23 protein-coding genes are annotated in these 20701 nt (G+C 46.5%); 11 read left to right on the top strand and 12 right to left on the bottom strand.

All coding sequences use genetic code 11. The features are described 5' to 3' along the window. Window positions 1-88 precede the first annotated feature (88 nt). Genes gshB through ruvX form a run of 3 tightly spaced genes read left to right on the top strand, consistent with a single transcriptional unit; the run spans window position 89 to window position 2027 of the window. Complete coding sequence (gene gshB, locus QTP81_RS02655) at window positions 89-1045, top strand: glutathione synthase (RefSeq protein ID WP_289363528.1); 957 nt, start codon at window positions 89-91, stop codon at window positions 1043-1045. Next, complete coding sequence (locus tag QTP81_RS02650; RefSeq protein WP_289363525.1) at window positions 1042-1608, top strand: YqgE/AlgH family protein; 567 nt, start codon at window positions 1042-1044, stop codon at window positions 1606-1608. Before gshB ends, QTP81_RS02650 begins: the two co-directional genes overlap by 4 nt. A 2-nt stretch (window positions 1609-1610) precedes the next feature. Then, window positions 1611-2027, top strand: a complete 417-nt coding sequence (ruvX, locus tag QTP81_RS02645) for a Holliday junction resolvase RuvX (protein WP_289363522.1) — start codon at window positions 1611-1613, stop codon at window positions 2025-2027. On the opposite strand, the gene QTP81_RS02640 is transcribed toward ruvX, so the two are convergent. The 3 genes from QTP81_RS02640 to QTP81_RS02630 are packed head-to-tail and all read right to left on the bottom strand — an operon-like array spanning window position 2024 to window position 4514. Continuing rightward, window positions 2024-2344: a putative signal transducing protein gene (locus tag QTP81_RS02640; protein ID WP_289363521.1), complete on the bottom strand. Its 321-nt coding sequence runs from the start codon at window positions 2342-2344 to the stop codon at window positions 2024-2026. The two genes, ruvX and QTP81_RS02640, sit on opposite strands and share 4 nt — an antisense overlap. Before the next feature lie 4 nt (window positions 2345-2348). Continuing rightward, a complete protein-coding gene (locus tag QTP81_RS02635; protein ID WP_289363916.1) occupies window positions 2349-3458 on the bottom strand; it encodes a PilT/PilU family type 4a pilus ATPase in 1110 nt (369 codons plus the stop codon). A 12-nt stretch (window positions 3459-3470) separates the two neighbouring features. After that, window positions 3471-4514, bottom strand: coding sequence for a type IV pilus twitching motility protein PilT (locus QTP81_RS02630; protein WP_289363519.1), 1044 nt, complete (start codon window positions 4512-4514; stop codon window positions 3471-3473). 31 nt (window positions 4515-4545) lie between these two features. Between QTP81_RS02630 and QTP81_RS02625 the strand changes: the two genes are divergently transcribed. Genes QTP81_RS02625 through QTP81_RS02610 form a run of 4 tightly spaced genes read left to right on the top strand, consistent with a single transcriptional unit; the run spans window position 4546 to window position 7078 of the window. Further along, entirely contained in the window at window positions 4546-5232 is a 687-nt protein-coding gene (locus QTP81_RS02625; protein WP_289363518.1) for a YggS family pyridoxal phosphate-dependent enzyme, read from the top strand. Between the two features lie 21 nt (window positions 5233-5253). Beyond that, window positions 5254-6075 (top strand): pyrroline-5-carboxylate reductase, encoded by an 822-nt coding sequence (gene proC, locus QTP81_RS02620; RefSeq protein WP_289363517.1) that lies wholly within the window; start codon window positions 5254-5256, stop codon window positions 6073-6075. 14 nt (window positions 6076-6089) lie between these two features. Next, the gene (locus QTP81_RS02615; RefSeq protein ID WP_289363516.1) at window positions 6090-6629 is read left to right on the top strand and encodes a YggT family protein; all 540 of its coding nucleotides are present in this window, start codon (window positions 6090-6092) and stop codon (window positions 6627-6629) included. Window positions 6630-6649: 20 nt separating this feature from the next. Continuing rightward, entirely contained in the window at window positions 6650-7078 is a 429-nt protein-coding gene (locus tag QTP81_RS02610; protein WP_289363515.1) for a DUF4426 domain-containing protein, read from the top strand. Between the two features lie 3 nt (window positions 7079-7081). On the opposite strand, the gene QTP81_RS02605 is transcribed toward QTP81_RS02610, so the two are convergent. Both QTP81_RS02605 and yaaA read right to left on the bottom strand, forming a co-directional pair. Continuing rightward, window positions 7082-7417 carry a VOC family protein gene (locus QTP81_RS02605; protein ID WP_289363514.1) on the bottom strand — a complete coding sequence of 112 codons (336 nt, stop codon included), beginning with the start codon at window positions 7415-7417 and terminating at the stop codon, window positions 7082-7084. A gap of 72 nt (window positions 7418-7489) precedes the next feature. Then, window positions 7490-8251, bottom strand: a complete 762-nt coding sequence (yaaA, locus tag QTP81_RS02600) for a peroxide stress protein YaaA (protein ID WP_289363513.1) — start codon at window positions 8249-8251, stop codon at window positions 7490-7492. Between the two features lie 171 nt (window positions 8252-8422). Between yaaA and tal the strand changes: the two genes are divergently transcribed. Both tal and pgi read left to right on the top strand, forming a co-directional pair. After that, entirely contained in the window at window positions 8423-9376 is a 954-nt protein-coding gene (tal, locus tag QTP81_RS02595; protein ID WP_289363511.1) for a transaldolase, read from the top strand. A gap of 29 nt (window positions 9377-9405) precedes the next feature. Then, window positions 9406-11061 carry a glucose-6-phosphate isomerase gene (pgi, locus tag QTP81_RS02590; RefSeq protein ID WP_289363509.1) on the top strand — a complete coding sequence of 552 codons (1656 nt, stop codon included), beginning with the start codon at window positions 9406-9408 and terminating at the stop codon, window positions 11059-11061. 32 nt (window positions 11062-11093) lie between these two features. On the opposite strand, the gene QTP81_RS02585 is transcribed toward pgi, so the two are convergent. Next, window positions 11094-11873, bottom strand: a complete 780-nt coding sequence (locus QTP81_RS02585; RefSeq protein WP_289363508.1) for a hypothetical protein — start codon at window positions 11871-11873, stop codon at window positions 11094-11096. 258 nt (window positions 11874-12131) lie between these two features. Here QTP81_RS02585 and QTP81_RS02580 point away from each other — a divergent pair, with 258 nt between their 5' ends. Then, window positions 12132-12302 (top strand): DUF3545 family protein, encoded by a 171-nt coding sequence (locus QTP81_RS02580; protein ID WP_289363507.1) that lies wholly within the window; start codon window positions 12132-12134, stop codon window positions 12300-12302. Window positions 12303-12353: 51 nt separating this feature from the next. Here QTP81_RS02580 and ung read toward each other — a convergent pair whose 3' ends face one another. From ung to QTP81_RS02555, 5 genes are all read right to left on the bottom strand, one after another. Beyond that, window positions 12354-13013: a uracil-DNA glycosylase gene (gene ung, locus QTP81_RS02575; protein ID WP_289363506.1), complete on the bottom strand. Its 660-nt coding sequence runs from the start codon at window positions 13011-13013 to the stop codon at window positions 12354-12356. Continuing rightward, the gene (gene thrC, locus QTP81_RS02570) at window positions 13013-14299 is read right to left on the bottom strand and encodes a threonine synthase (protein ID WP_289363505.1); all 1287 of its coding nucleotides are present in this window, start codon (window positions 14297-14299) and stop codon (window positions 13013-13015) included. Before thrC ends, ung begins: the two co-directional genes overlap by 1 nt. A gap of 5 nt (window positions 14300-14304) precedes the next feature. Then, window positions 14305-15264: a homoserine kinase gene (gene thrB / locus QTP81_RS02565; protein ID WP_289363915.1), complete on the bottom strand. Its 960-nt coding sequence runs from the start codon at window positions 15262-15264 to the stop codon at window positions 14305-14307. Window position 15265: 1 nt separating this feature from the next. Then, complete coding sequence (thrA, locus tag QTP81_RS02560) at window positions 15266-17728, bottom strand: bifunctional aspartate kinase/homoserine dehydrogenase I (protein ID WP_289363504.1); 2463 nt, start codon at window positions 17726-17728, stop codon at window positions 15266-15268. A gap of 238 nt (window positions 17729-17966) precedes the next feature. Then, entirely contained in the window at window positions 17967-18332 is a 366-nt protein-coding gene (locus tag QTP81_RS02555) for a response regulator (RefSeq protein WP_289363503.1), read from the bottom strand. Between the two features lie 203 nt (window positions 18333-18535). On the opposite strand from QTP81_RS02555, the gene aceK reads away from it, so the two are divergent. Further along, complete coding sequence (aceK, locus tag QTP81_RS02550; RefSeq protein ID WP_289363501.1) at window positions 18536-20248, top strand: bifunctional isocitrate dehydrogenase kinase/phosphatase; 1713 nt, start codon at window positions 18536-18538, stop codon at window positions 20246-20248. Window positions 20249-20264: 16 nt separating this feature from the next. On the opposite strand, the gene QTP81_RS02545 is transcribed toward aceK, so the two are convergent. After that, the gene (locus QTP81_RS02545; protein WP_289363500.1) at window positions 20265-20648 is read right to left on the bottom strand and encodes an MAPEG family protein; all 384 of its coding nucleotides are present in this window, start codon (window positions 20646-20648) and stop codon (window positions 20265-20267) included. Window positions 20649-20701 lie beyond the last annotated feature (53 nt).

The raw sequence follows: 20701 nt of genomic DNA, 5'->3' as shown, positions 1-20701 counted from the left end.
CTAACCACTAAGTGGTGATGAAACAAACATCGAACTTGATTTTTAGTGGTGCGTCACCACTTCTTATAAAAACGAAATAAGGCCAACAATGACCATCAAGTTAGCTATGGTAATGGACCCCATTGCCAATATTAATATAGTCAAAGACACCAGTTTCGCGATGCTGCTTGAGGCACAAGCACGCGACTATGAGTTGTACTATATCGAAATGCCAGAATTATTCATTAATAGTGGCGAACCTTGCGCAATGGCGCGCAAACTTCGTGTCATGGAAGATCCTGAACATTGGTATGAACTGGAAAAGCCAACCCAGTGGTCATTAGCCGACTTCGACGTATTGTTAATGCGCAAAGATCCCCCGGTCGACGCCGAATTTATCTATGCGACACATATGTTTGAACTCGCCGAGCGGCGAGGAACATTAGTAGTAAATAAGCCGCAAAGTCTGCGTGACTTCAATGAAAAACTATTCGCTACATGGTTTGCTGAGCACACGCCGCCGACTTTAGTGACGAGTAGTAAGCAACAAGTCAAAGCATTTCACGCCGAGCATCGAGATATTATTTGTAAGCCTTTAGACGGCATGGGCGGCACATCGATTTTTCGCGTTAAAGACGATGGCAACAACTTAGGGGTAGTAGCAGAGACCTTGACCCAAAATGGCAAATCGTATGCGATGTTTCAGCGCTACTTGCCCGCTATCAAAGACGGCGATAAACGTGTGTTAATTGTCGACGGAGAGGTGATGCCATATTGCTTAGCTCGCTTACCCAGTGATGGAGAAACGCGAGGCAACCTCGCGGCGGGTGGTACAGGTCGACCACAGCCAATCAGTGATAGCGATCGTATGCTCGCGGAAGCGATCGCACCGACTCTGGTAGAAAAAGGCCTGTTATTTGTAGGTCTCGATGTGATCGGTGACAAGATAACGGAAATCAATGTTACTAGCCCTACCTGTGTGCGGGAACTAGAGGCAGCTTACGATATTAATATTTGCGGCAAACTTTTTGACGCCATAGAAAAACGAGTGAAAACAGCGGAATGACCCAAGCCGTAACCTTTGAAAATCATTTCCTAATTGCGATGCCATCGTTAGATGATCCGTATTTTTCGCGGTCATTGACCTATATATGCGAGCACAATGCCGACGGCGCAATGGGCCTGGTGATAAACCAGCCTACCAATATGGATTTAAAAGCATTGATGGGGCAAATAGATGAATCGTTGGTAGTCGACGAAGAGCGCGGCAAGCAAATCGTTCTGGCTGGCGGCCCAGTCGCGCAAGATCGCGGTTTTGTATTACATTCAAGCCAAAGTGGTTGGTCTTCGAGCTTGGCTTTAACACCCGAAATAATGGTGACTACATCGAAAGATATATTGCCTGCCCTTGCCACTGAAGGCGGTCCCTCTCAATCGTTGCTAACGCTGGGGTATGCTGGCTGGCAAGCTGGGCAGCTGGAGCAAGAAATTCAAGAAAACAGCTGGCTAACAGTAGAAGCTGATACTGATATTATTTTCAACACGCCAATCCACAAACGATGGCAAGCCGCGGTCAATAAACTTGGTGTCGATATTTGGCAATTAGCACCTTCAGCAGGACATGCTTGACCATGTCTGATACGTTGTTGTGTTTTGATTTTGGCGAGAAGAGTATTGGTGTCGCAGTAGGGCAATCTATTACCCGTACAGCTTCGCCCTTGGCCGCGTTAAAGGCAAATGATGGGATCCCAGACTGGCAATTGATCGCCAACCTCTATGCGGAGTGGCTCCCAACCAAAATTATAGTCGGTATGCCCCTTAATATGGATGGCACAGAGCAGCCAATTTCAGCGCGCGCAAAGAAGTTTGGTGACCGTCTTCACGGCCGCTTTCGCAAACCTGTCGAGCTCTGGGACGAACGATTATCGACGGTGGACGCAAAAGCTGAGTTGTTTGAGCTGGGGGGTTATAAAAAGTTGGAAAAAGGTAAGATAGACAGTGTATCCGCCTGCCTAATTTTACAAAGCTGGTTTGACAACCAATACTAACTTTCGGGCCGCGAGGTTTGGCAGTTCCAACAAATAACAAAACTGCCTTCATTTTCTTCTTGGCAATTATTACACCGCCAATCCTGCGCATTTTGACTGGCCTGATTTTGCGCTATGTAATCGTCTATAACGCGTTTTGCTTTAACCTGCCACTGCGCGTCTTGCAGCCATATTTCAGGCTGCACATCTTGTGGCGCAAGTTCACCAACGGCGCCACTTGCAAATTCATTTTTGACATAACACGGAATGCCGTGATCATCGAGTAGCTGTTTAATCTGGTAAACGCGAAAACGCTCAAAATCGCTGTAAATTAGCACCCGTTTAGTCCATATCAATCGAGACGTTAGACAACGAACCCAAGGTCGAACCTTCATTGGTATCCAGCTTAATCATCAAACGCAAATCATTAGGCGAATCAGCGTGATGCAGAGCTTGATCGAGACTGATTTTACCTGCCTTGTAATGGTCATACAGCGCCATATCAAAACTCTGCATCCCCATTTCCTTGCCTTTTTTCATGGCCTCTTTGAGGCTACCAATTTCATTGCGCTGAATAAGGTCTGTAACTAGCGGAGAGTTTAACAGTATCTCTATCGCTGCTACGCGCCCTTTGCCGTCTATCGTCGGCACTAACTGCTGGGCAACGATTGCTCGAATATTTAAGCTCAAATCAAAGCGCAACTTGTCGTGCATGTCTTTGGGTGCTAAATGCATGATCCGCTCAATCGCCTGGTTAGCATTATTGGCGTGCAATGTGGCAACACACAAATGGCCAGTATCAGCAAACGACATGGCGTATTCCATCGTTTCCATAGACCGGATTTCACCGATCAATATCACATCGGGCGCTTGTCGCAACGACGACTTTAATGCGTCATCAAACGACATTGTATCAATGCCCACTTCGCGTTGAGTAACGACGCAATTTTGATGTTCGTGAACAAATTCGATTGGGTCTTCAATAGTAAGAATGTGCCCCTTCGAATTAGCATTACGATGGCCAATAAGCGCTGCTAGTGATGTAGACTTACCGGTCCCTGTCCCCCCCACAAACAACACCAAGCCGCGCTTCGACATGATAATGTCTTTAAGCACCGGCGGTAGTCCCAAGTCATCGGCCTGAGGAATTTGCGTAACGATCCGACGGATGACCATCCCCGCCAAATCGCGTTGCCAGAAAGCACTGCAACGGAAGCGGCCAATGCCCTCGCGCGCGATTGCGAAATTACACTCTTTGTTGTCAGCAAACTCTTGTTGCTGCGCGGGTGTCATTGCTTGATGGACTAAATCCAATGCGTCTTCGGCTGATAACCGCTGATCATCAAGTGGCGTTAATTGGCCATTGATCTTGGCGCTAACGGGATAATCGACCGTAATAAACACATCCGATGCGGAATTCGATACCATCTGTTCCAAATAAGAGTCGAGCATAAACATAGTGATCTAGAACCCCGGTTTTGGTTGCTTATCAATTGACTTCGCGGCCGCGTCTTGTGGCGAAATAACCCCCATGCCAACCAATTTCTGTAAACACTGATCCATAGTCTGCATACCATGTGCCTGACCTGTTTGAATAACCGAATACATTTGCGGTACTTTGTCTTCGCGGATCAAGTTTCTGATCGCGGGTATGCCGACCATAATTTCATGTGCGGCGATTCGTCCGCCGCCTACTTTTTTCAACAATGTTTGTGAAATTACAGCGCGTAAAGATTCTGAGAGCATAGACCGTACCATAGCCTTCTCTTCGGCGGGAAAAACGTCAATGATCCGGTCAATCGTCTTCGGTGCTGAGTTGGTGTGCAACGTACCAAAGACTAAGTGACCGGTTTCAGCGGCTGAAATCGCGAGTCGAATGGTTTCTAAGTCCCGTAATTCGCCAACCAAAATAACATCGGGGTCTTCCCGCAGAGCACTGCGCAACGCGTTGGAAAAGCTGTGTGTATCGCGATGTACTTCCCGTTGGTTGACTACACACAATTTATTGTCATGCACGAATTCAATTGGATCTTCAATCGTCAAAATGTGTTCGCGCTTGTGGGTATTAATGTGATCGACCATAGCTGCAAGCGTAGTACTTTTGCCCGAGCCGGTAGCGCCAGTAACCAAAACAATACCCGTTGGCTGATTAATAATCTCTTTAAAAATCGGCGGTGCACCTAAGTCATCAAGCGTCAGCACTTTCGATGGAATGGTTCTCAGTACGGCAGCGGCACCACGATTTTGGACGAAGGCATTAACCCGGAAACGCGACAAGTCTTTTACTTCGAATGAGAAGTCTGTTTCTAGATTCTCTTCGTATTCTTTGCGCTGCATGTCATTCATGATTTCATAGATCAGCGCATGAACTTCTTTGTGCTCCAGCGCCGGCACATTCAGGCGACGCATCTCGCCGTCCACGCGAATTATCGGAGGTAGTCCTGCGGTCAAGTGCAGGTCTGATGCGTTGTTTTTTACACTAAAGGCTAAAAGTTCGGTAATATCCAAGGCTTGTGTCTCCGATCAAAAATAACACGCTATGCAAACAATAGCAGATAGGTTGCTATACACCCAAAACTTGATAGCGCAAGCAACAAAGAATGCGCATCGTCCTGCAAATTCGGTCAAATTACTAGCCGTAAGTAAAACTAAACCGGTATCCGATTTGGAACTTGCGTATGCGGCAGGACAACGATTATTTGGTGAAAACTATGTGCAAGAGGGTGTCGAAAAAATTAAAAAGATGCAATCACTTAGAGATATTGAGTGGCATTTCATCGGGCCTTTGCAGTCAAATAAAACCCGTTTAGTTGCCGAGCACTTTGATTGGATGCAAAGCGTTGACCGCGCCAAAATAGCCCAGCGCTTAAATGATCAGCGACCCGTAAATTTACCGCCCTTACAAGTATGTATTCAAATCAACATTGATGACGAAGCAAGTAAGTCAGGTGTCGCCGTCGCGGAGATTGATACACTAGCAGCACACATAGCTACCCTGCCAAATCTTTGTTTGCGGGGCATAATGGCAATTCCTCGTGCAGATGCTGATAAAGAGGCACAAAAAAATGCCTTGGCGGCGATGCAAAGCATCTTCACTGACTTGAAAGCACGCTATTCAACCATAGATACATTATCTATCGGTATGTCGAACGACATGACGTTAGCCATTGAGAATGGCTCAACGATGGTTCGCATCGGTACCGCTATTTTTGGTGCACGCAAATAAATAAAACGTGAAAGGAAAATTATGCAAGGCAAAAAAGTCGGCTTTATAGGCGCTGGGAATATGGCCCGCAGTATTATTTCAGGCTTGGTCGAATCTGGATACTCCGCCGCTGATATTGTAGTCAGTAATCGCTCTATTGATAAACTAATGGCGTTACAAGAAGAGCTAGGGGTCAATATCACCACAGACAACGACGCGGTTCTAGCCTTTTCCGACATAATTGTATTAGCGGTTAAGCCACAAATAATGGCTGATGTTTTAGCGCAGTTAGACGACACGCTCGTCGATGACAGTAAAGTATTTATGTCAATTGCGGCGGGCATCAAGCTCGCACGTTTAGGCACAATGTTACCTGCAGCTAAACGCTGGGTAAGAGCAATGCCAAATACCCCTAGCTCTGTGGGTAAAGGCATGACAGGCCTTATCGCCACTGACAACGTGAGTGCAGAAGACCAAAACGCCTGTGGCGAATTGATGGCTGCCGTTGGCGAGATTTTGTGGGTGCGTGAAGAAACTAAAATCGATGGTGTAATTGCCGCTGCCGGCAGTGCACCGGCGTACTTCTTCCTGTTTTTAGAAGCGATGCAAAGTGAAGCCGAAAACATGGGCTTCAGTCACGAAGATGCGCGGCTACTTGTGCAACAAGCAATGCTCGGCGCGGCGCACATGGTAGTTGCAAATCCAGACACCGAACTGTCAACGCTGCGCGAGAATGTGACGTCAAAAGGTGGCACAACAGCGCAAGCGTTAGCTACTTTTACTGCAGGAGAGCTACCTGCACTGGTCAGTAAAGCAATGCAAGCTGCGGTTCAGCGCGCTGAACAAATGTCGAACGAGTTTTAACTGAAGAGCTATTTATGAATGCCACCTACTTTTTAATTACGACCCTTTTTAATCTCTACCTTATGGTGGTGTTATTGCGCTTGTGGTTGCAATGGGTTCGTGCTGATTTCTACAACCCTTTAAGTCAAGTTGTCGTCAAAGCGACGCAGCCTATCGTTGGTCCACTGCGCCGTGTTATTCCAAGCATCGGTCGTTTAGATACGGCGACTCTGCTGTTGGCGATCGCAGTGTCTTTTGTCAAGCTGTTGGTTGTATCACTAGTTTTCAATTTAAACTGGAACCCAATAGGCATACTGATCAATGCCCCGATAGACGTTTTGCGCGAGGGATTATCACTGGTATTTTGGATCCTTATTCTGCGCGCTATTCTCAGTTGGGTAAGTCAAGGTTCAAACCCGATTGAATACGTCACGATGCAATTAACTGAGCCGTTTTTGCGTCCCATTCGTAGCGTCATACCACCGATGGGAGGTTTAGACCTTTCAGTACTTATTGCGATTATTGCAATTCAGTTTATTCGAATTCTGCTGGGCGATGTGTTTGGCGGTTTCTAATCAGCATGTGGAGAATGATTATGCGTTGGCGAACTCTTCTAGCAGTATTTCTTAGCGGGCTGTTAATCACTCCCTCTGTTTTCGCTGAACAAAAGCAAACGCTGGGCGATTGGGACGTTCATTACATGGTTGTCAGCACTACGTTTTTAACGCCTGAAGTTGCCAAGGCCAACGGTATTGTCCGCAGTCGTTTTAACGCGTTGGTCAATATTTCGGTATTGGACAGTGATACCAAGGCAGCACTCAAACCTGCTGTATCTGGCTCTGCGCGAAACCTTATTGGTACCACCAAGCAGCTTCAGTTTAAGCGAGTTGTAGAAGGAGATGCAGTATATTACCTGGCAGTTCTGTCCTATCGCGATATGGAAAATTACACTTTCAATATCGATATCCAACAAGGCAATACCAAGCGTACGCTAACCTTTTCACAGAAACTTTATGTCGACTAACCGCTAGTGTTGGTCGAACATCACTTGGTTGCCATCAGGGTCGAGAAATACACAATGGCAAGGACCTGACTCACCTTCTGTCGCTTTCACTGGAGTGTAGCCTTGTGCTTGCATTGCGCGCTCAATACCGCGCGCATCGGCAGGGTTAAATGTAAGTATGTTCTTGTCGAACATATCTTTAAAAATACCGATAACGGTCGTGCCATTTTGCAATATCAACCAATTGTCCTTAATTGATCCACACCCTTCAATGGCAGCAAAACCTAAAGCTTCATAGAACGCTTTGGCTTTGCTCATATCTTTAACCGTTAGACTGACTGAAAATTGCCCCAGCTCCATATGCGTATTCCCGTAGTTGAACTACTTCAGGTATAGACAGCATCAGCTGGGATCTCAAGGTAGTTACAATGATTACTGTTCAGGACGAGTGAAGACTAATTCTTTATCCGAACTTAAGGTCGCATCAAAGGTGTAACCTGCAGCGTTAAATTGCTTCAGCTGCTCTGCGTCAGTTACGCGATTTTCAATGATGTATCGCGCCATCAAGCCGCGTGCTTTTTTGGCAAAAAAGCTAATCACTTTGAGCTTACCGTTTTTAGTATCTTTAAACACAGGAGTTATTACACGCGCGTTCAGTGTCTTTTTACTGACAACCTTAAAATACTCATTCGACGCGAGATTAATCAATACCGGTTGTTGCTCAGCGTTGAGTTGCTCAGTGACTTTATCACCCCAAAACTCATACAGGTTTTTACCTTTCGGGTTGTCTAGCTTAGTGCCCATTTCTAAGCGGTAGGCTTGCATCAGGTCAAGCGGTCGCAATACCCCATACAGCCCCGATAAAATTCGCACATGCTGTTGGGCAAAAGCAAGATCATCTTCGCTCAAACTACCAGCATCTAGTCCGGTGTATACGTCACCATTGAATGTAAGCACTGCCGGCTTGGCATTTTCTACGGTGAAGGGAAACTCAAAACTGTTAAAACGCTCGGCGTTTAGAAGCGCAAGCTTATCACTAATGCGCATCAGCGATGCTAGATTAGCAGGCGATAGCTGCTTACACGTGTCGACCAATTCTCTGGTTTCTGACATTAGTTCTGGTTGAGTCGCTGGTAACGACAAGCTTACCGGCTCGACATCAAGATTCTTGGCCGGTGATAGCACGACTAACATAACTGCTCCTAACTTCTATAATCGCAATATTGTACGTCTAAGATTGCGGCGAGATCGAAAAAACCAAGTTATTACGAAAACTTATTACTTAGCTTACAAAATTTGCAGTTTCACTAGCACTCAAAAGCCCACACTTGTACTCTATAGGCATCGAAATTTATGGATAAAAACATGAGCAATCAACTGTCTTCTTTACGTTCAATGACAACCGTTGTAGCCGATACTGGCGATATTGACGCCATTCGCAAATATCAACCGGTTGATGCTACCACTAATCCGTCGTTACTACTTAAAGCTGCTGAGCTTCCGCAGTATGCACAGCTGATCACTGAAGCTATCGATTATGCAAAGGCATTAGGTGGCAGTGAGCAACAGCAGGTCGAAAATGCTGGCGATAAACTCGCGGTATTAATCGGTAAACAAATTCAAGAGATCATTCCCGGCCGTATTTCAACCGAAGTAGACGCTCGCTTGTCGTTTGATACGCAAGCGACAATTGCCAAAGCGCAGAAATTAATTGACCTATACCGCGACGCTGGCGTCGATAAATCGCGTATTCTGATTAAAATTGCCTCGACATGGGAAGGCATAAAAGCGGCAGAATACCTTGAGCAACAAGGTATTAACTGCAACCTAACCTTGCTGTTTAGCTTTGCCCAAGCGCGTGCCTGTGCAGAAGCTGGGGTATTCCTCATCTCGCCATTTGTCGGTCGTATTTTAGACTGGTACAAAAAGCAAACTGGCAAAGAAAGCTACGCGCCAGCAGAAGATCCCGGCGTTGTTTCAGTGACTAAGATTTACAACTACTACAAGCAACACGGCTACAATACTGTGGTTATGGGCGCGAGTTTCCGTAACACTGATGAAATTACCGAGTTAGCGGGGTGCGATCGCTTGACGATTAGTCCACAACTACTTGAAGAACTAGCCAATACTGCGGGTGACGTTGTGCAGAAACTTACTCCAACCACAGATACACAACCGGCACCAGCACCGCTAACAGAAGCAGATTTTAGATGGGCGCACAATGAAGATGCGATGGCAACGGAAAAACTTGCTGAAGGTATTCGCAACTTTGCTGCCGACCAAGTTAAACTTGAAAAACTCTTGTTAGCGCAATTCTAAGAATTACATTCTCACTCTAAGGACACAGCATGACAAACATTACGGCATCAACACCTTGGCAAACGCTGAATCATTTAGCCGCAGAATTAGATGGGCAACACATGCGCGATTGGTTTGTTGCCGAGCCAAGCCGAGCATCTGATTATGCGTTGAGTGCCTGCGGTTTAAACCTCGATTACTCGAAAAATCGAATCAATACGAGTGTGTTAGATGCTTTGTTTGAACTAGCCAGCTACGCAAACGTCGAGGCTCAACGAGATGCGATGTTTGCGGGTGAGAAAATCAATTCAACTGAAGGGCGCGCCGCATTGCACACCGCACTGCGTAACTTTTCAGGTGACCCCATAATGCTGGATGGCGAGGATGTCGCACCTGAAGTAGCAGCAACATTGGCGAAAATGGCCGCATTTACTCAAGCCATTCATTCGGGTGAACACAAAGGCTATACGGGTAAAGCCATCAAACACGTGGTCGCTATCGGTATCGGTGGCTCTTTCTTGGGCCCTAAAATCATGAGCGAAGCCCTCAAGCCGTTGCACACCGATGCGTGTAAAGTGCATTTCGTGGCTAACGTAGACGGCTGCCATATCCGTGATGTCCTCGGTGGTCTTGACCACACAGAAACCCTAGTCTTAATGTCATCTAAATCATTCACGACCCAAGAGACATTGCAAAATACCCTAACGGCTAAAGCTTGGTTTATCGAACAAGGTGGCAGCCAAAAGGACATCGCGAAGCATTTTGCCTGTGTCTCTTCGAATGTACCTAAAGCAGTTGAGTTTGGGATTGATCCTGACAATATTTTTCCCATGTGGGACTGGGTCGGTGGCCGCTACAGCCTATGGTCAGCAATCGGGTTGCCGATTGCACTGTGTATTGGTTACGACAATTTTGAGCAGTTGCTAAAAGGCGCGTACGCCATGGATGAGCATTTTAAAACTGCTCCAATGCAGCAAAACATGCCGGTAATTTTAGCATTGTTGGGTGTTTGGTACCGCAACTTCCAAGGTGCTCAAAGCCATGTACTATTGCCATATTACCATTATTTACGCGGTTTCCCGGCCTATGTACAACAGCTTGATATGGAAAGTAACGGCAAACAGGTTGCTCAACAAGGCAATTCAGTGAATTGCGCTACTGGGCCAATTATTTGGGGTAGTGAAGGCACTAACGGTCAGCATTCTTTCCATCAATTAATCCATCAAAGTAATACCTTGATCCCAGCAGACTTTATTTTACCACTCACGGTGTATGACGGTGACAGTGAAGACGCTGCCACCCATCACGCGATGCTGGCCTCTAACTGCTTTGGCCAAACCCAAGCGCTGATGCAGGGCAAAAGTTACGCCGAGTGCCTAAGTGATTTGGAAGGCAAAGAAATGGATGATCAAGAGAAAGCCCGTATTGCCGCGCACAAAACCATGCCGGGCAACAAACCAAGCAATACCATTACCTGCCTTAAATTAGATCCATTTACATTAGGAGCTTTAGTCGCATTGTATGAACATAAAGTGTTTGTGCAAGGTGCGATTTGGGGCCTTAATTCATTTGACCAATGGGGGGTGGAATTAGGTAAAGTGCTGGGCAACCAAGTGTTAGACGGCATTTTGGGCAAACGCGAGTTAAACCAGTTTGACGCGTCTACAGCGGCACAAATCGAAGCGTTTAGAGCAGCGCAAAAGTAGTAATGAGGTCCCGTCTTACGCCGGGATGATGTTTAATAGTCACATGCTGGATGATGGGCGTGAGCGTACGTCGCCATTTGCGCTAAAAACAACTGCGTTTCGGCATCAATAGCAAATTCCTGTGACGGTGAAATAAGGTCCGCAGGCTCGCCTGTAATTGTTTCGAAAAGCACGAGAGCGGTTAAGAAACTTCCCAACAATGAAGCATGGTTGCCGTCAGCGGCATGTAAACGAACGTCAGGCCTAATTTCTAACGCGCGCTCCCATGCATACCCTATTGGCGCAATACAGGCATTCGTCTGAGTAGCAATATTGACATGGATATTATGGATATATTCTGTTTCACTTGGCCTGTTACGCTGTGCCCACTCTGGAAACATAATTGCCTGACCGTTAGTTTGTTCAATTTTCGCAATCAAGCTCAGTGCGCCAGTTATCGGGTAATCAACTTGAAAGCTTTGTGAATATTTTTGCGCTTGCAACACCACATGTGTCCAGTCTCGCGATTCCAAGTGCGCTAGAGTGGATTCTGAAACGGCATGGTCAATCAAAAAGCCATAGCGTTGAACGCGTTCTGTAAGCGCTTTTTTTCCTGAAACGTTTTGGTTAATCAGATATTTGACCATTCCAGACAAGTTATTGGATGCGCTATGGCTATTGCCAATGAACAAGACTTGTATTTGAGCATCTTCTGGCACTGGCTCACTAGGCGCGGGGAGGGTCACTTCTGACGGCGACGAAGTGTCCTGAGGCGCGCCACTGCCACAACCTATTGTGCCAATACAGATAAGACCGATTAAAAGAGACCGCACAATACCCTCTGTTTAATTTACCACTATAAACTAGGCTAAAATTAGAGTTCATAGATAACAACTCAGTTCGTCCCCTAAACCAGACACTTAGTCACTTTACTGTTCGTCAAATAAAAGCCATCAAATGTTAACCATAAATTAACATTTCAGTTTTATATTTAGCCACGTTGTGATATTAATGAGTCGTCGGAGCCGTATTTTTCGATATTACTACTCCGGTAATCGTAGTGTGCGCAAAATAACTATAAGGAGATCGCCGTGAATAAAAAAGATGTATTCGCGATGGCAGATAGTGAAACTAAAACGAGCAAACAACGAAACAAAAAACGCAAATGGAGAGAAATCGAAGCGATTCAAGACCGTTTCAGACTAGAAAAAGAACTCGCCGAATTCGACATGGATTTTGACCTGGATTCAGCAATCAATTAAATGATAACGGCCGCACATATGCGGCCGTTTCTGATCTAGGTACTAAGGTTTTTAAACCTGCCAATTGATGGGACTGCGATTAGTCTCCAATAGATAGTTATTGGCCTTGGAAAAGTGTCCACAACCGATAAAGCCGCGATGTGCAGACAGTGGCGAAGGGTGTGGCGCGGTCAACACGCAATGACGCGCTGCGTCTACTTGACGAGCCTTTTTCTGTGCGTGCCCGCCCCACAACATGAACACCACCTGCTCTTTGTGTTGATTAATGGTAGCGATAACCGCATCGGTGAACTGCTCCCAACCTAACTTCGCATGCGAATGAGCATTGCCTGCTTCAACGGTTAACACCGTATTAAGCAGTAATACCCCCTGCTCCGCCCAGGCAGTTAAATTTCCGTGTTTGGGGATGGTAAAGTCAGAATAGTCGCGATCGAGCTCTTTGTAGATATTCGCTAACGAAGGCGGCGGTTTTACCCCGTCGGGAACAGAAAAGCTCAAGCCATGCGCCTGCAGTGGCCCGTGATAGGGATCCTGACCGATAATCACAACCTTAATGTCTTCAAACGGCGTTGTCGCAAAGGCATTAAACACCGCATCTTTAGGCGGATAAATAGTGACACCCGCGGCACGGCGGCGCGCCACTTCGTTCATTAACTCGACAAAATACGGCTGCTGCTTTTCGCTACCAAGCACATCCGTCCAGGTGGTCATCAAGCACCTAAAACCTTAAACATGTGGGCCTTGAGAGCCTCATAATCGTTATCCACGTCCAGTGCCAAACTCTCTTTACCGGCTACATCAGCCAATGGGCCGGGTAAGTTGATCGGCTGACCTAAGACATTTTCTACCGATTCACGAAACTTAGCAGGATGGGCTGTACCCAAGAATAAACCCACCTCTCCTTCTTCAAGGTGCTGAGTCAGCGCTCTGTATGCTACGGCAGCATGAGGCTCACTGATATAACCTTGCTTGGCTAATTGCTTCATCGCCAGCTGAGTATACTCCTCATCAATCATCTCACCCTTGATTTCGGCAGGCTTGATCTCACCGCGTTCAAGCATGGCCTCTATGCGTGGCCAGTTGTTCGGCTGGCTCACATCCATCGCATTTGACAAGGTTGCTTGAGTGGGTTTTGGTTGCCACTTGCCGGTGCGCAAATAGCGCGGCACAGTGTCGTTCACGTTTGTTGCAGCAATAAAACGCTTAATCGGTAATCCCAATACTTTAGCAATGATACCCGCAGTTAAATTACCAAAATTACCGCTTGGCACCGAAACCACAAGCTTACCTCGCGCCTCTTTTGGCAACTGTGAAACAGCTTCGAAGTAGTAGCAAACTTGTGCCAATAAGCGACTGATATTGATTGAATTTGCAGAATTTAAGTGCAAACCGTCGCGAACTTCGGGATCGTCAAATGCCTGTTTGACTAATGCTTGGCAGGCGTCAAAGTCACTTTCAATCGCCACGGTGTGAATATTGTCACCTAAGGTTGTAAATAGCTTTTCCTGTAAAGGACTGATTTTGCCTTTCGGAAATAAGATCACAACATTGATGTTATCCAACCCATGAAAAGCATGAGCCACTGCGGCTCCGGTATCACCCGAAGTAGCAGTTAGAATGGTTATTTTCTCACCATCGCTGATGTTGGCTAAACACTGCGCCATAAAGCGGCCACCAAAATCTTTAAACGCCAAGGTTGGACCGTGAAAGAGCTCTAAACAATGAACTTCATTACTGATACTTTCTACTTTTGCAGGAAAGTTAAATGCAGTAGCGACAATCTGTTCAATCGTCGCATCAGCTAAATCGCTACCGATAAGGTGCTTTAGAATTGCTGTGCTACGTTCAACTAAAGGTAAGTCTAACAGGGCATCTATATTATCCAGAGGCGTAAATTGCTCGGGAAAAAACAAGCCTTGTTGCTGGCCCAACCCAGTCTTTACGGCTGTAGGAAAATCGACGCGTTGCTGCGCAACTTTTAAGTTAACTAAATCCACTACTCTTACTCGCTGTATTCTGCTGTTGCCCCAACATCAGGGATTGTACAGATATGACTGAAACCGTCGTCATTCTGGACATATTGTTTATCTAAGTATTCTTGTATATTGCGCGCATCGTCAAGATCCTCAGCCACACAAAACACCGTGGGCCCAGAGCCTGAAATACCAAAGGCTTTACCGTTCAATGCCAAGCACTGCTCGCGTGCGTCGTCAAAACCGGGGAGTAAGCTTTTGCGCCATGGCTCGGCGACCACATCGTGCATCACGCGCCCAGCACTCAACGCATCGCCACGATACAACGCATCAACAAAAACGCCCAGCTGTCGACCAAAGGTCAACAAGTCTTCGCGACTGTATTGCGAGGGTAAGATTTTGCGCGCTGCCGACGTTGATACACTCAACCCGGAATAACACACCACCCAATACCAGTGCTGTATTGCGGGCAGAATAGTTGCCGGTTGTTGATCATCACCGGTCATTAGGGTGATACCCCCTAAATAGGCTGGCGCGACATTGTCATAATGTACGCTGCCACTAATACGCCCCTCCAACTCACCCATCATATGTAACAGTTGATCTTGGTTAAAAGGCGCTTGATAGAAGGCGTTAAATGCGTGCAAAGCAGCCACGATAGAAGCTGCACTGCTGCCCAGACCACTGCCGATCGGCAAGCACTTTTCTAAGTGAATAGCAACCGCGTGTGCGCCAATTCCTCGTTTTGCTAACTGCTCGACAAAATAGTCGTAGCACTGCAGTACTATATTATCGCGAGGCTCGCCGGGGAGCCTATCGGCAAATCGACCACTGACGGTCAACGTGGTGTGTTCAGCACCCGCTATTTGTACCGAATCACCTAAGGGGTGCCCATCAATCGGACGTAACGCCGCACCTAAAACGTCAAACCCTAAACTAAGGTTTCCTATTGAAGCTGGCGCAAAGGCAGTAGTAGTGCGCAAAGGCATTTTAGACATCTTGTTTCCATGGCATTGTTCTAAGTACATCGGCAAAAACGCCTGCGGCAGTGACCGTAGCGCCTGCACCATACCCTCTTATAACATAAGGAATCGGATTGTAATACGCACTGTGGATTGCCAACGCATTTTCACCATCTTTGACCGCTGCCAAAGGGTGGGAAAGCGGTACAGATTCGATACTCACTTTGCACTGACCATCGACTATCTGACCAACATATCGAAGAACTTCACCATTTTTCTCTACATTTTTAACTTTTTCGGCGAATCTAGCGTCAAGTTTCTCTAAATTTGTTAGGAATTCATCTACGCTGCCAGATGCATCAAAATCTTTGGGTAAAACCGGATCAATCTGAATATCGCTGAGCTCCAATGACATGTTTGCTTCGCGCGCCATAATTAACAGTTTTCGGGCAACGTCCATACCACTGAGATCATCGCGTGGGTCCGGTTCAGTATAACCCTTCTCTCGTGCTATTTTGGTTGCTTCAGACAGTGTTCGCCCAGCTTCTAGCTCACCAAATACGTATGACAATGAACCTGATAAAATGCCTTCAAATCGCTCTAAACTATCACCAGCGCTGAGCAATTTTTGTAAGTTGTCAATGACCGGCAAGCCAGCACCAACAGTGGTCTCGTAAAGATACTGCCGGCTAGTATCAAGCGCCGTTTTGTGCAGCGAATGATAATAGTCTAATGCTTTTGTGTTGGCCTTTTTGTTCGGCGTAACGACGTGGAAACCCTGTTCGAGAAATTCGTGATACATGTCGGCGATAGATTCACTGCTAGTACAGTCGACAATCACCGGATTAACCAAAGAGTTCTCACTGACAAAGGACTTCAATTTAGCCACTGAAAAAGCTTCAGTGGCGGCCTTTAAGCGTGATTGCCAATCAGTAGAAAGCGTAATCCCGCCATTTTCGAGTAACAATTGACGGCTGTTGGCAATGCCAAACACGTTCAACCGAACATTGCGGTCGAGTAATAAAGGTTGCTGCTTTTCAATTTGCTTTAACAGTGCTGAACCTACGGTTCCACAACCAATCAGAAACACATCAATAGTGTGTGAGTTTGAGAAAAAATTCTGGTGGATCACTTTGACCGCCTTTTTACCCTTTCGGCCTTCTATCACAGTAGAGATAGAGCGCTCAGAAGAGCCCTGTGCAATGGCTACGTTATTGACACGCGCTTGTGCAAGCGCACTGAAGAACTTGGCTGCAAGGCCTTTTTGATGACGCATTCCATCACCGACTAGGGTTACAATGGCAAGTCCCTTACGCACTTCAATTGGGTCGAGTAATTGATTCGATAATTCTAATGCAAACGCCTCTTGTAAAACTTCTAAAGCACGGTCTGCATCTTTTTCGTGAATACAGAAACTGATGCTGTACTCACTTGAAGACTGAGTGATCAAGCAAATTGAAATGTTGGCATGTGCTAACACTTCGAACACACGGCTGGCCATACCAACCATGCCTTTCATACCGGGTCCTGCAACGTTGAACATGGCCATATCATCCAGTTGTGATATGCCTTTCACGCTAGTCCAAACAGTGCTGGCTTCGGCACTGATCAACGTCCCCTGAGCAGCGGGATTTAGCGTATTTTTAATCCAACACGGAATATGGAACTGGGCGATTGGCCCAATGGTCTTGGGGTGCAGAACCTTGGCGCCAAAATAGCTTAACTCCATCGCTTCTTGATAGGTTAGCTTGTCGAGTAATACTGCGCCTTCAACTTGATTCGGGTCGGCATTATAAACACCGTCAACGTCAGTCCAAATTTCGCAGCACTGGGCATCTATACACGCGGCTAATATGGCCGCTGAGTAATCAGAGCCGTTGCGACCCAACGTGACTTTCTCACCCTCGTTATTTGCGGCAACAAATCCCGGCATTATTAAGCATTCACTGCCATCGGTTGGCACGTTGGTAAAGCGTGACTTACTCGCTTGTAAGTCCGCTATGCTATCGAGATAATCGCCCTCAGCCAGCACGTATTCTACCGGGTCTAAGATGCGATTTTGGATCCCTAATGCGCTTAGCAAATGGCTGAAAATCGTCACACTGACGTATTCACCGGTACTGAGAATTCCTGCTGTGACAGCCGGCGGCGCCATTTTGAGTAACCTTACGCCTTCAAGCTGAGCAGCCAAACCGCTTAACCGTTGGTCAATGAAGGCTTTTACCTGCTCGACTGCAAAGTTTTCATGGACTTGATGTAACTCAGTGGCAATGCTGTGTAATGTCATTTCAAGTTTGGCAAACAGTTCACCGAAATCTTTATTGGCAGCAGCTTCATCGCACAACAATGACAATGCGTTTGTCACGCCTTTAGGGGCCGATAGTACAACCGCTGCACCGCCGGATTGGTGTGCTTGTTGGCTGATTTCGGCGACCCCCAGATAACGTTCAGCATCTGCAAGCGACGAGCCGCCAAATTTCATAACTTTCATGACAGAGTCTCCCAAATTTCTCTTATGCCAAAAAAAAACCCGCTCTTTGGAAGCGGGCTTTCGTTGATTTGGCATTATGCACTAGCCAACGACCGCCCTGAAAAAGGTGGTTGTCATCATGCCGGTAGTGCTAATAATTGTTTTCATGCGCTCAATGTGACGTATAGACGTCTAGATGTCAATACTGAAAATGCCGATATCGAGAATAAATCACTACTCGTACCAGTTGACCAATCGCTTAATACAAACCAAAGCGTTGCAACGTGCCGTGCAAACGCGCTGAATCAACGGGTTTTTCGATAAAGTCTAACGCCCCAAGGGACAGCACACGATCTTGCATTTGCGGCTGAATATCACCCGAGATAACAATAACAAAGACTTCAATCGATTTCTGCTTAATCATCTTTAATACCTCAACACCGTCCATAAAAGGCATTGTCAGGTCTAAAAACAACAGCGAGATAGGATGCTGTTCAAGAATATCTAACGCTTGCTGACCATTTTCAGCAGTAAATATAGCCTGGCTGAGCTCGTCAGGCAGACTTCGCTTGACCATTTTTCGCGCTAGCGATGAGTCATCGCAAATTAGTACCGGAAATGACATCTTGTCACCTTTTTATTATTTTTGTAGTCAACGGCAGCAATAATTATTCCAAAATACCCGATATGAATCGAAAAAGGAAGACTCATGCGTATCGTTTACGCGTCGTTCAAAAACTCAGCCTTTGGTAGCAAAGTACCGTTACACGGCTGGTATTGCCGGCGGTACCTGTTAATCTAAGCGCGCTCAGGTTAAAAAGGACAGGTATGAACGATCCGAAGTTATGCGCCAAGGTGGCCTATCAGATATTAAACGGGTTTGATAAAAGTTACCGATGGTATTCGCGGATCACGCGCGGCGCGCAAGATCGCTTTGAAAATGGTCAGTGGCAAGCCACCCAAAATGCAGTCAAAGAGCGCATCACTATATACGAGCAGAGCCTGTCCGATATTGTCAGCGAAATATACCAGCAAGTCCACGTGCACCATCAAGATCTCGAATTTTGGATCGCGTTAAAAGAACATTTCACCTTATTGCTCGACAGCCATCCGCAATACGAACTCGCAGAAACATTTTACAACTCAGTCATTGGTAAAATTTTCCGCCATCGCAAAATCGATGACCGCTTAATGTTTGTGTTGCCTTCGCGTTGCTTTATAGCGGGCCCTGACCGCGACAAAGTCGTCAATAGCTTTGATACCACAGGCACGGTGCGCGCCATGCACGAGTCGATTTTAAAAACCTATCGCTTCAACATCGGTTTTGAAGATAAGGAGCGCGACTTAGAGTTTATGGATGTCGCACTGCGACGTAAACTCAATCGCGAACAACTGGCTAGCGTGCACGCTGTAGAACTGTTAAAGCCGGTTTTTTACCGCGGTAAAGCGGCTTATCTAATTGGCCGTATCTGTATGCCAGATGAAACCGTACCTTTCGTTATCGCCTTACAAACCAACGAACAACACGAACTGTTTGTTGATGCGTTGTTGACTGAACAAAAAGATCTCAGTGTTATTTTTGGTTTCGCCCGCTCTTACTTCATGGCAGACACTCAACACCCGGCTGAAATTGTCGCATTCTTGCAAGAACTCTTGCCGAATAAAAAGCACTTCGAGCTGTATATGAGCTTGGGCTTTTACAAACACGGGAAAACAGTGTTTTACCGCAACTTTCTCCAGCACTTACAAAATAGCGACGACCAGTTTTGCATTGCGCCCGGGATCCGCGGATTGGTTATGGCGGTATTCCACCTCCCCTCCTACGGTGTGGTTTTTAAAATTATTAAGGATGAGTTTGCTGAGAGTAAAAAGATCACGCGTGAGCACGTCAAAGATTGCTACCGATTAGTGAAAACATCCGATCGCATCGGCCGTATGGCGGACACCCATGAGTATGTAAACTTTCGTCTGCCACGCGAGCGCGTCGAAGACAGCCTTCTCGATGAGTTGCTCGCAACATGTGCCTCTAGTATTGAGCTGACTGACAATGAAGTAATCATCAAACATCTTTATATTGAGCGCAAAATGACACCGCTCAATTTATATCTGCAACAGGAAACTGATCCAGTTAAGATACGAAATGCGATTGATGAGCTGGGCTTGTGTATCAAGCAAATTGCGTTGGCAAATATTTTCCCAGGCGATATGTTGCACAAAAATTTTGGTATCACGAAGCATGGTCGCGTAGTGTTTTATGACTATGATGAGATTTGCTTTATGCACGAACGCAATTTCAGAGCGCTCCCCAAAAGCGATGACCCCTATGTACTCGACACACTTTCAGTAGCGCCCAATGATGTATTCCCAGAACAGTTCGAGCACTTCATAATTGGTAAAAAAGTATTTAAGGATATTCTCAAAGAACTGCATGGCGATTTGATGACCCCCGAATATTGGCGCTCAGTGCAAGCCATAACTGCCACAGGGGCGATCCAGAACTTCACACCCTATCCAGCGTGCCGCCGTTTTATGCAACGCTAACGGCGATAGCTGTTTTTTACAACAGGCGGATGATCAGTGCCAGCGCACAGCCAAACCCAATCATCCAAAACGTGCTGCGCAGTTTGTCATAATTGAGCCAATAGCTCACCACATAGAAACTCCGGGTCGCCACAAAAATGAGTGCCAAGGTTTGTGCCAAAGAGTCAATAGCATCTACAGCGATTACAGCGAGTACCGCTGGTGCGAAGTAGGCAATCGCTTCAAAACTGTTTTTATGGGCCGCAAGCGCTCGCGCGCCAAACCCGGTTAGTTTCGCCTGTTGGTCACGTGGATGAGCGTTGTCATAGCCGTTAATTTGATGCATCGCATACGCCAAAGGCGCTTTCGCCAAAATGGGCATAACGATAATCGCCAACAAACACCAAAGCATAATTGTCATAGTTTTCCTCCAACGGCGGACCTGGTGTGGTCACACCGGATATCGATGGTACC

The organism is Neoalteromonas arenosi, from assembly GCF_030362855.1.
Lineage (GTDB): Bacteria > Pseudomonadota > Gammaproteobacteria > Enterobacterales > Alteromonadaceae > Alteromonas_E > Alteromonas_E arenosi.
Note: the sequence above shows the minus strand (reverse complement) of the source record. Positions and strands in the feature narration are given on the sequence as shown.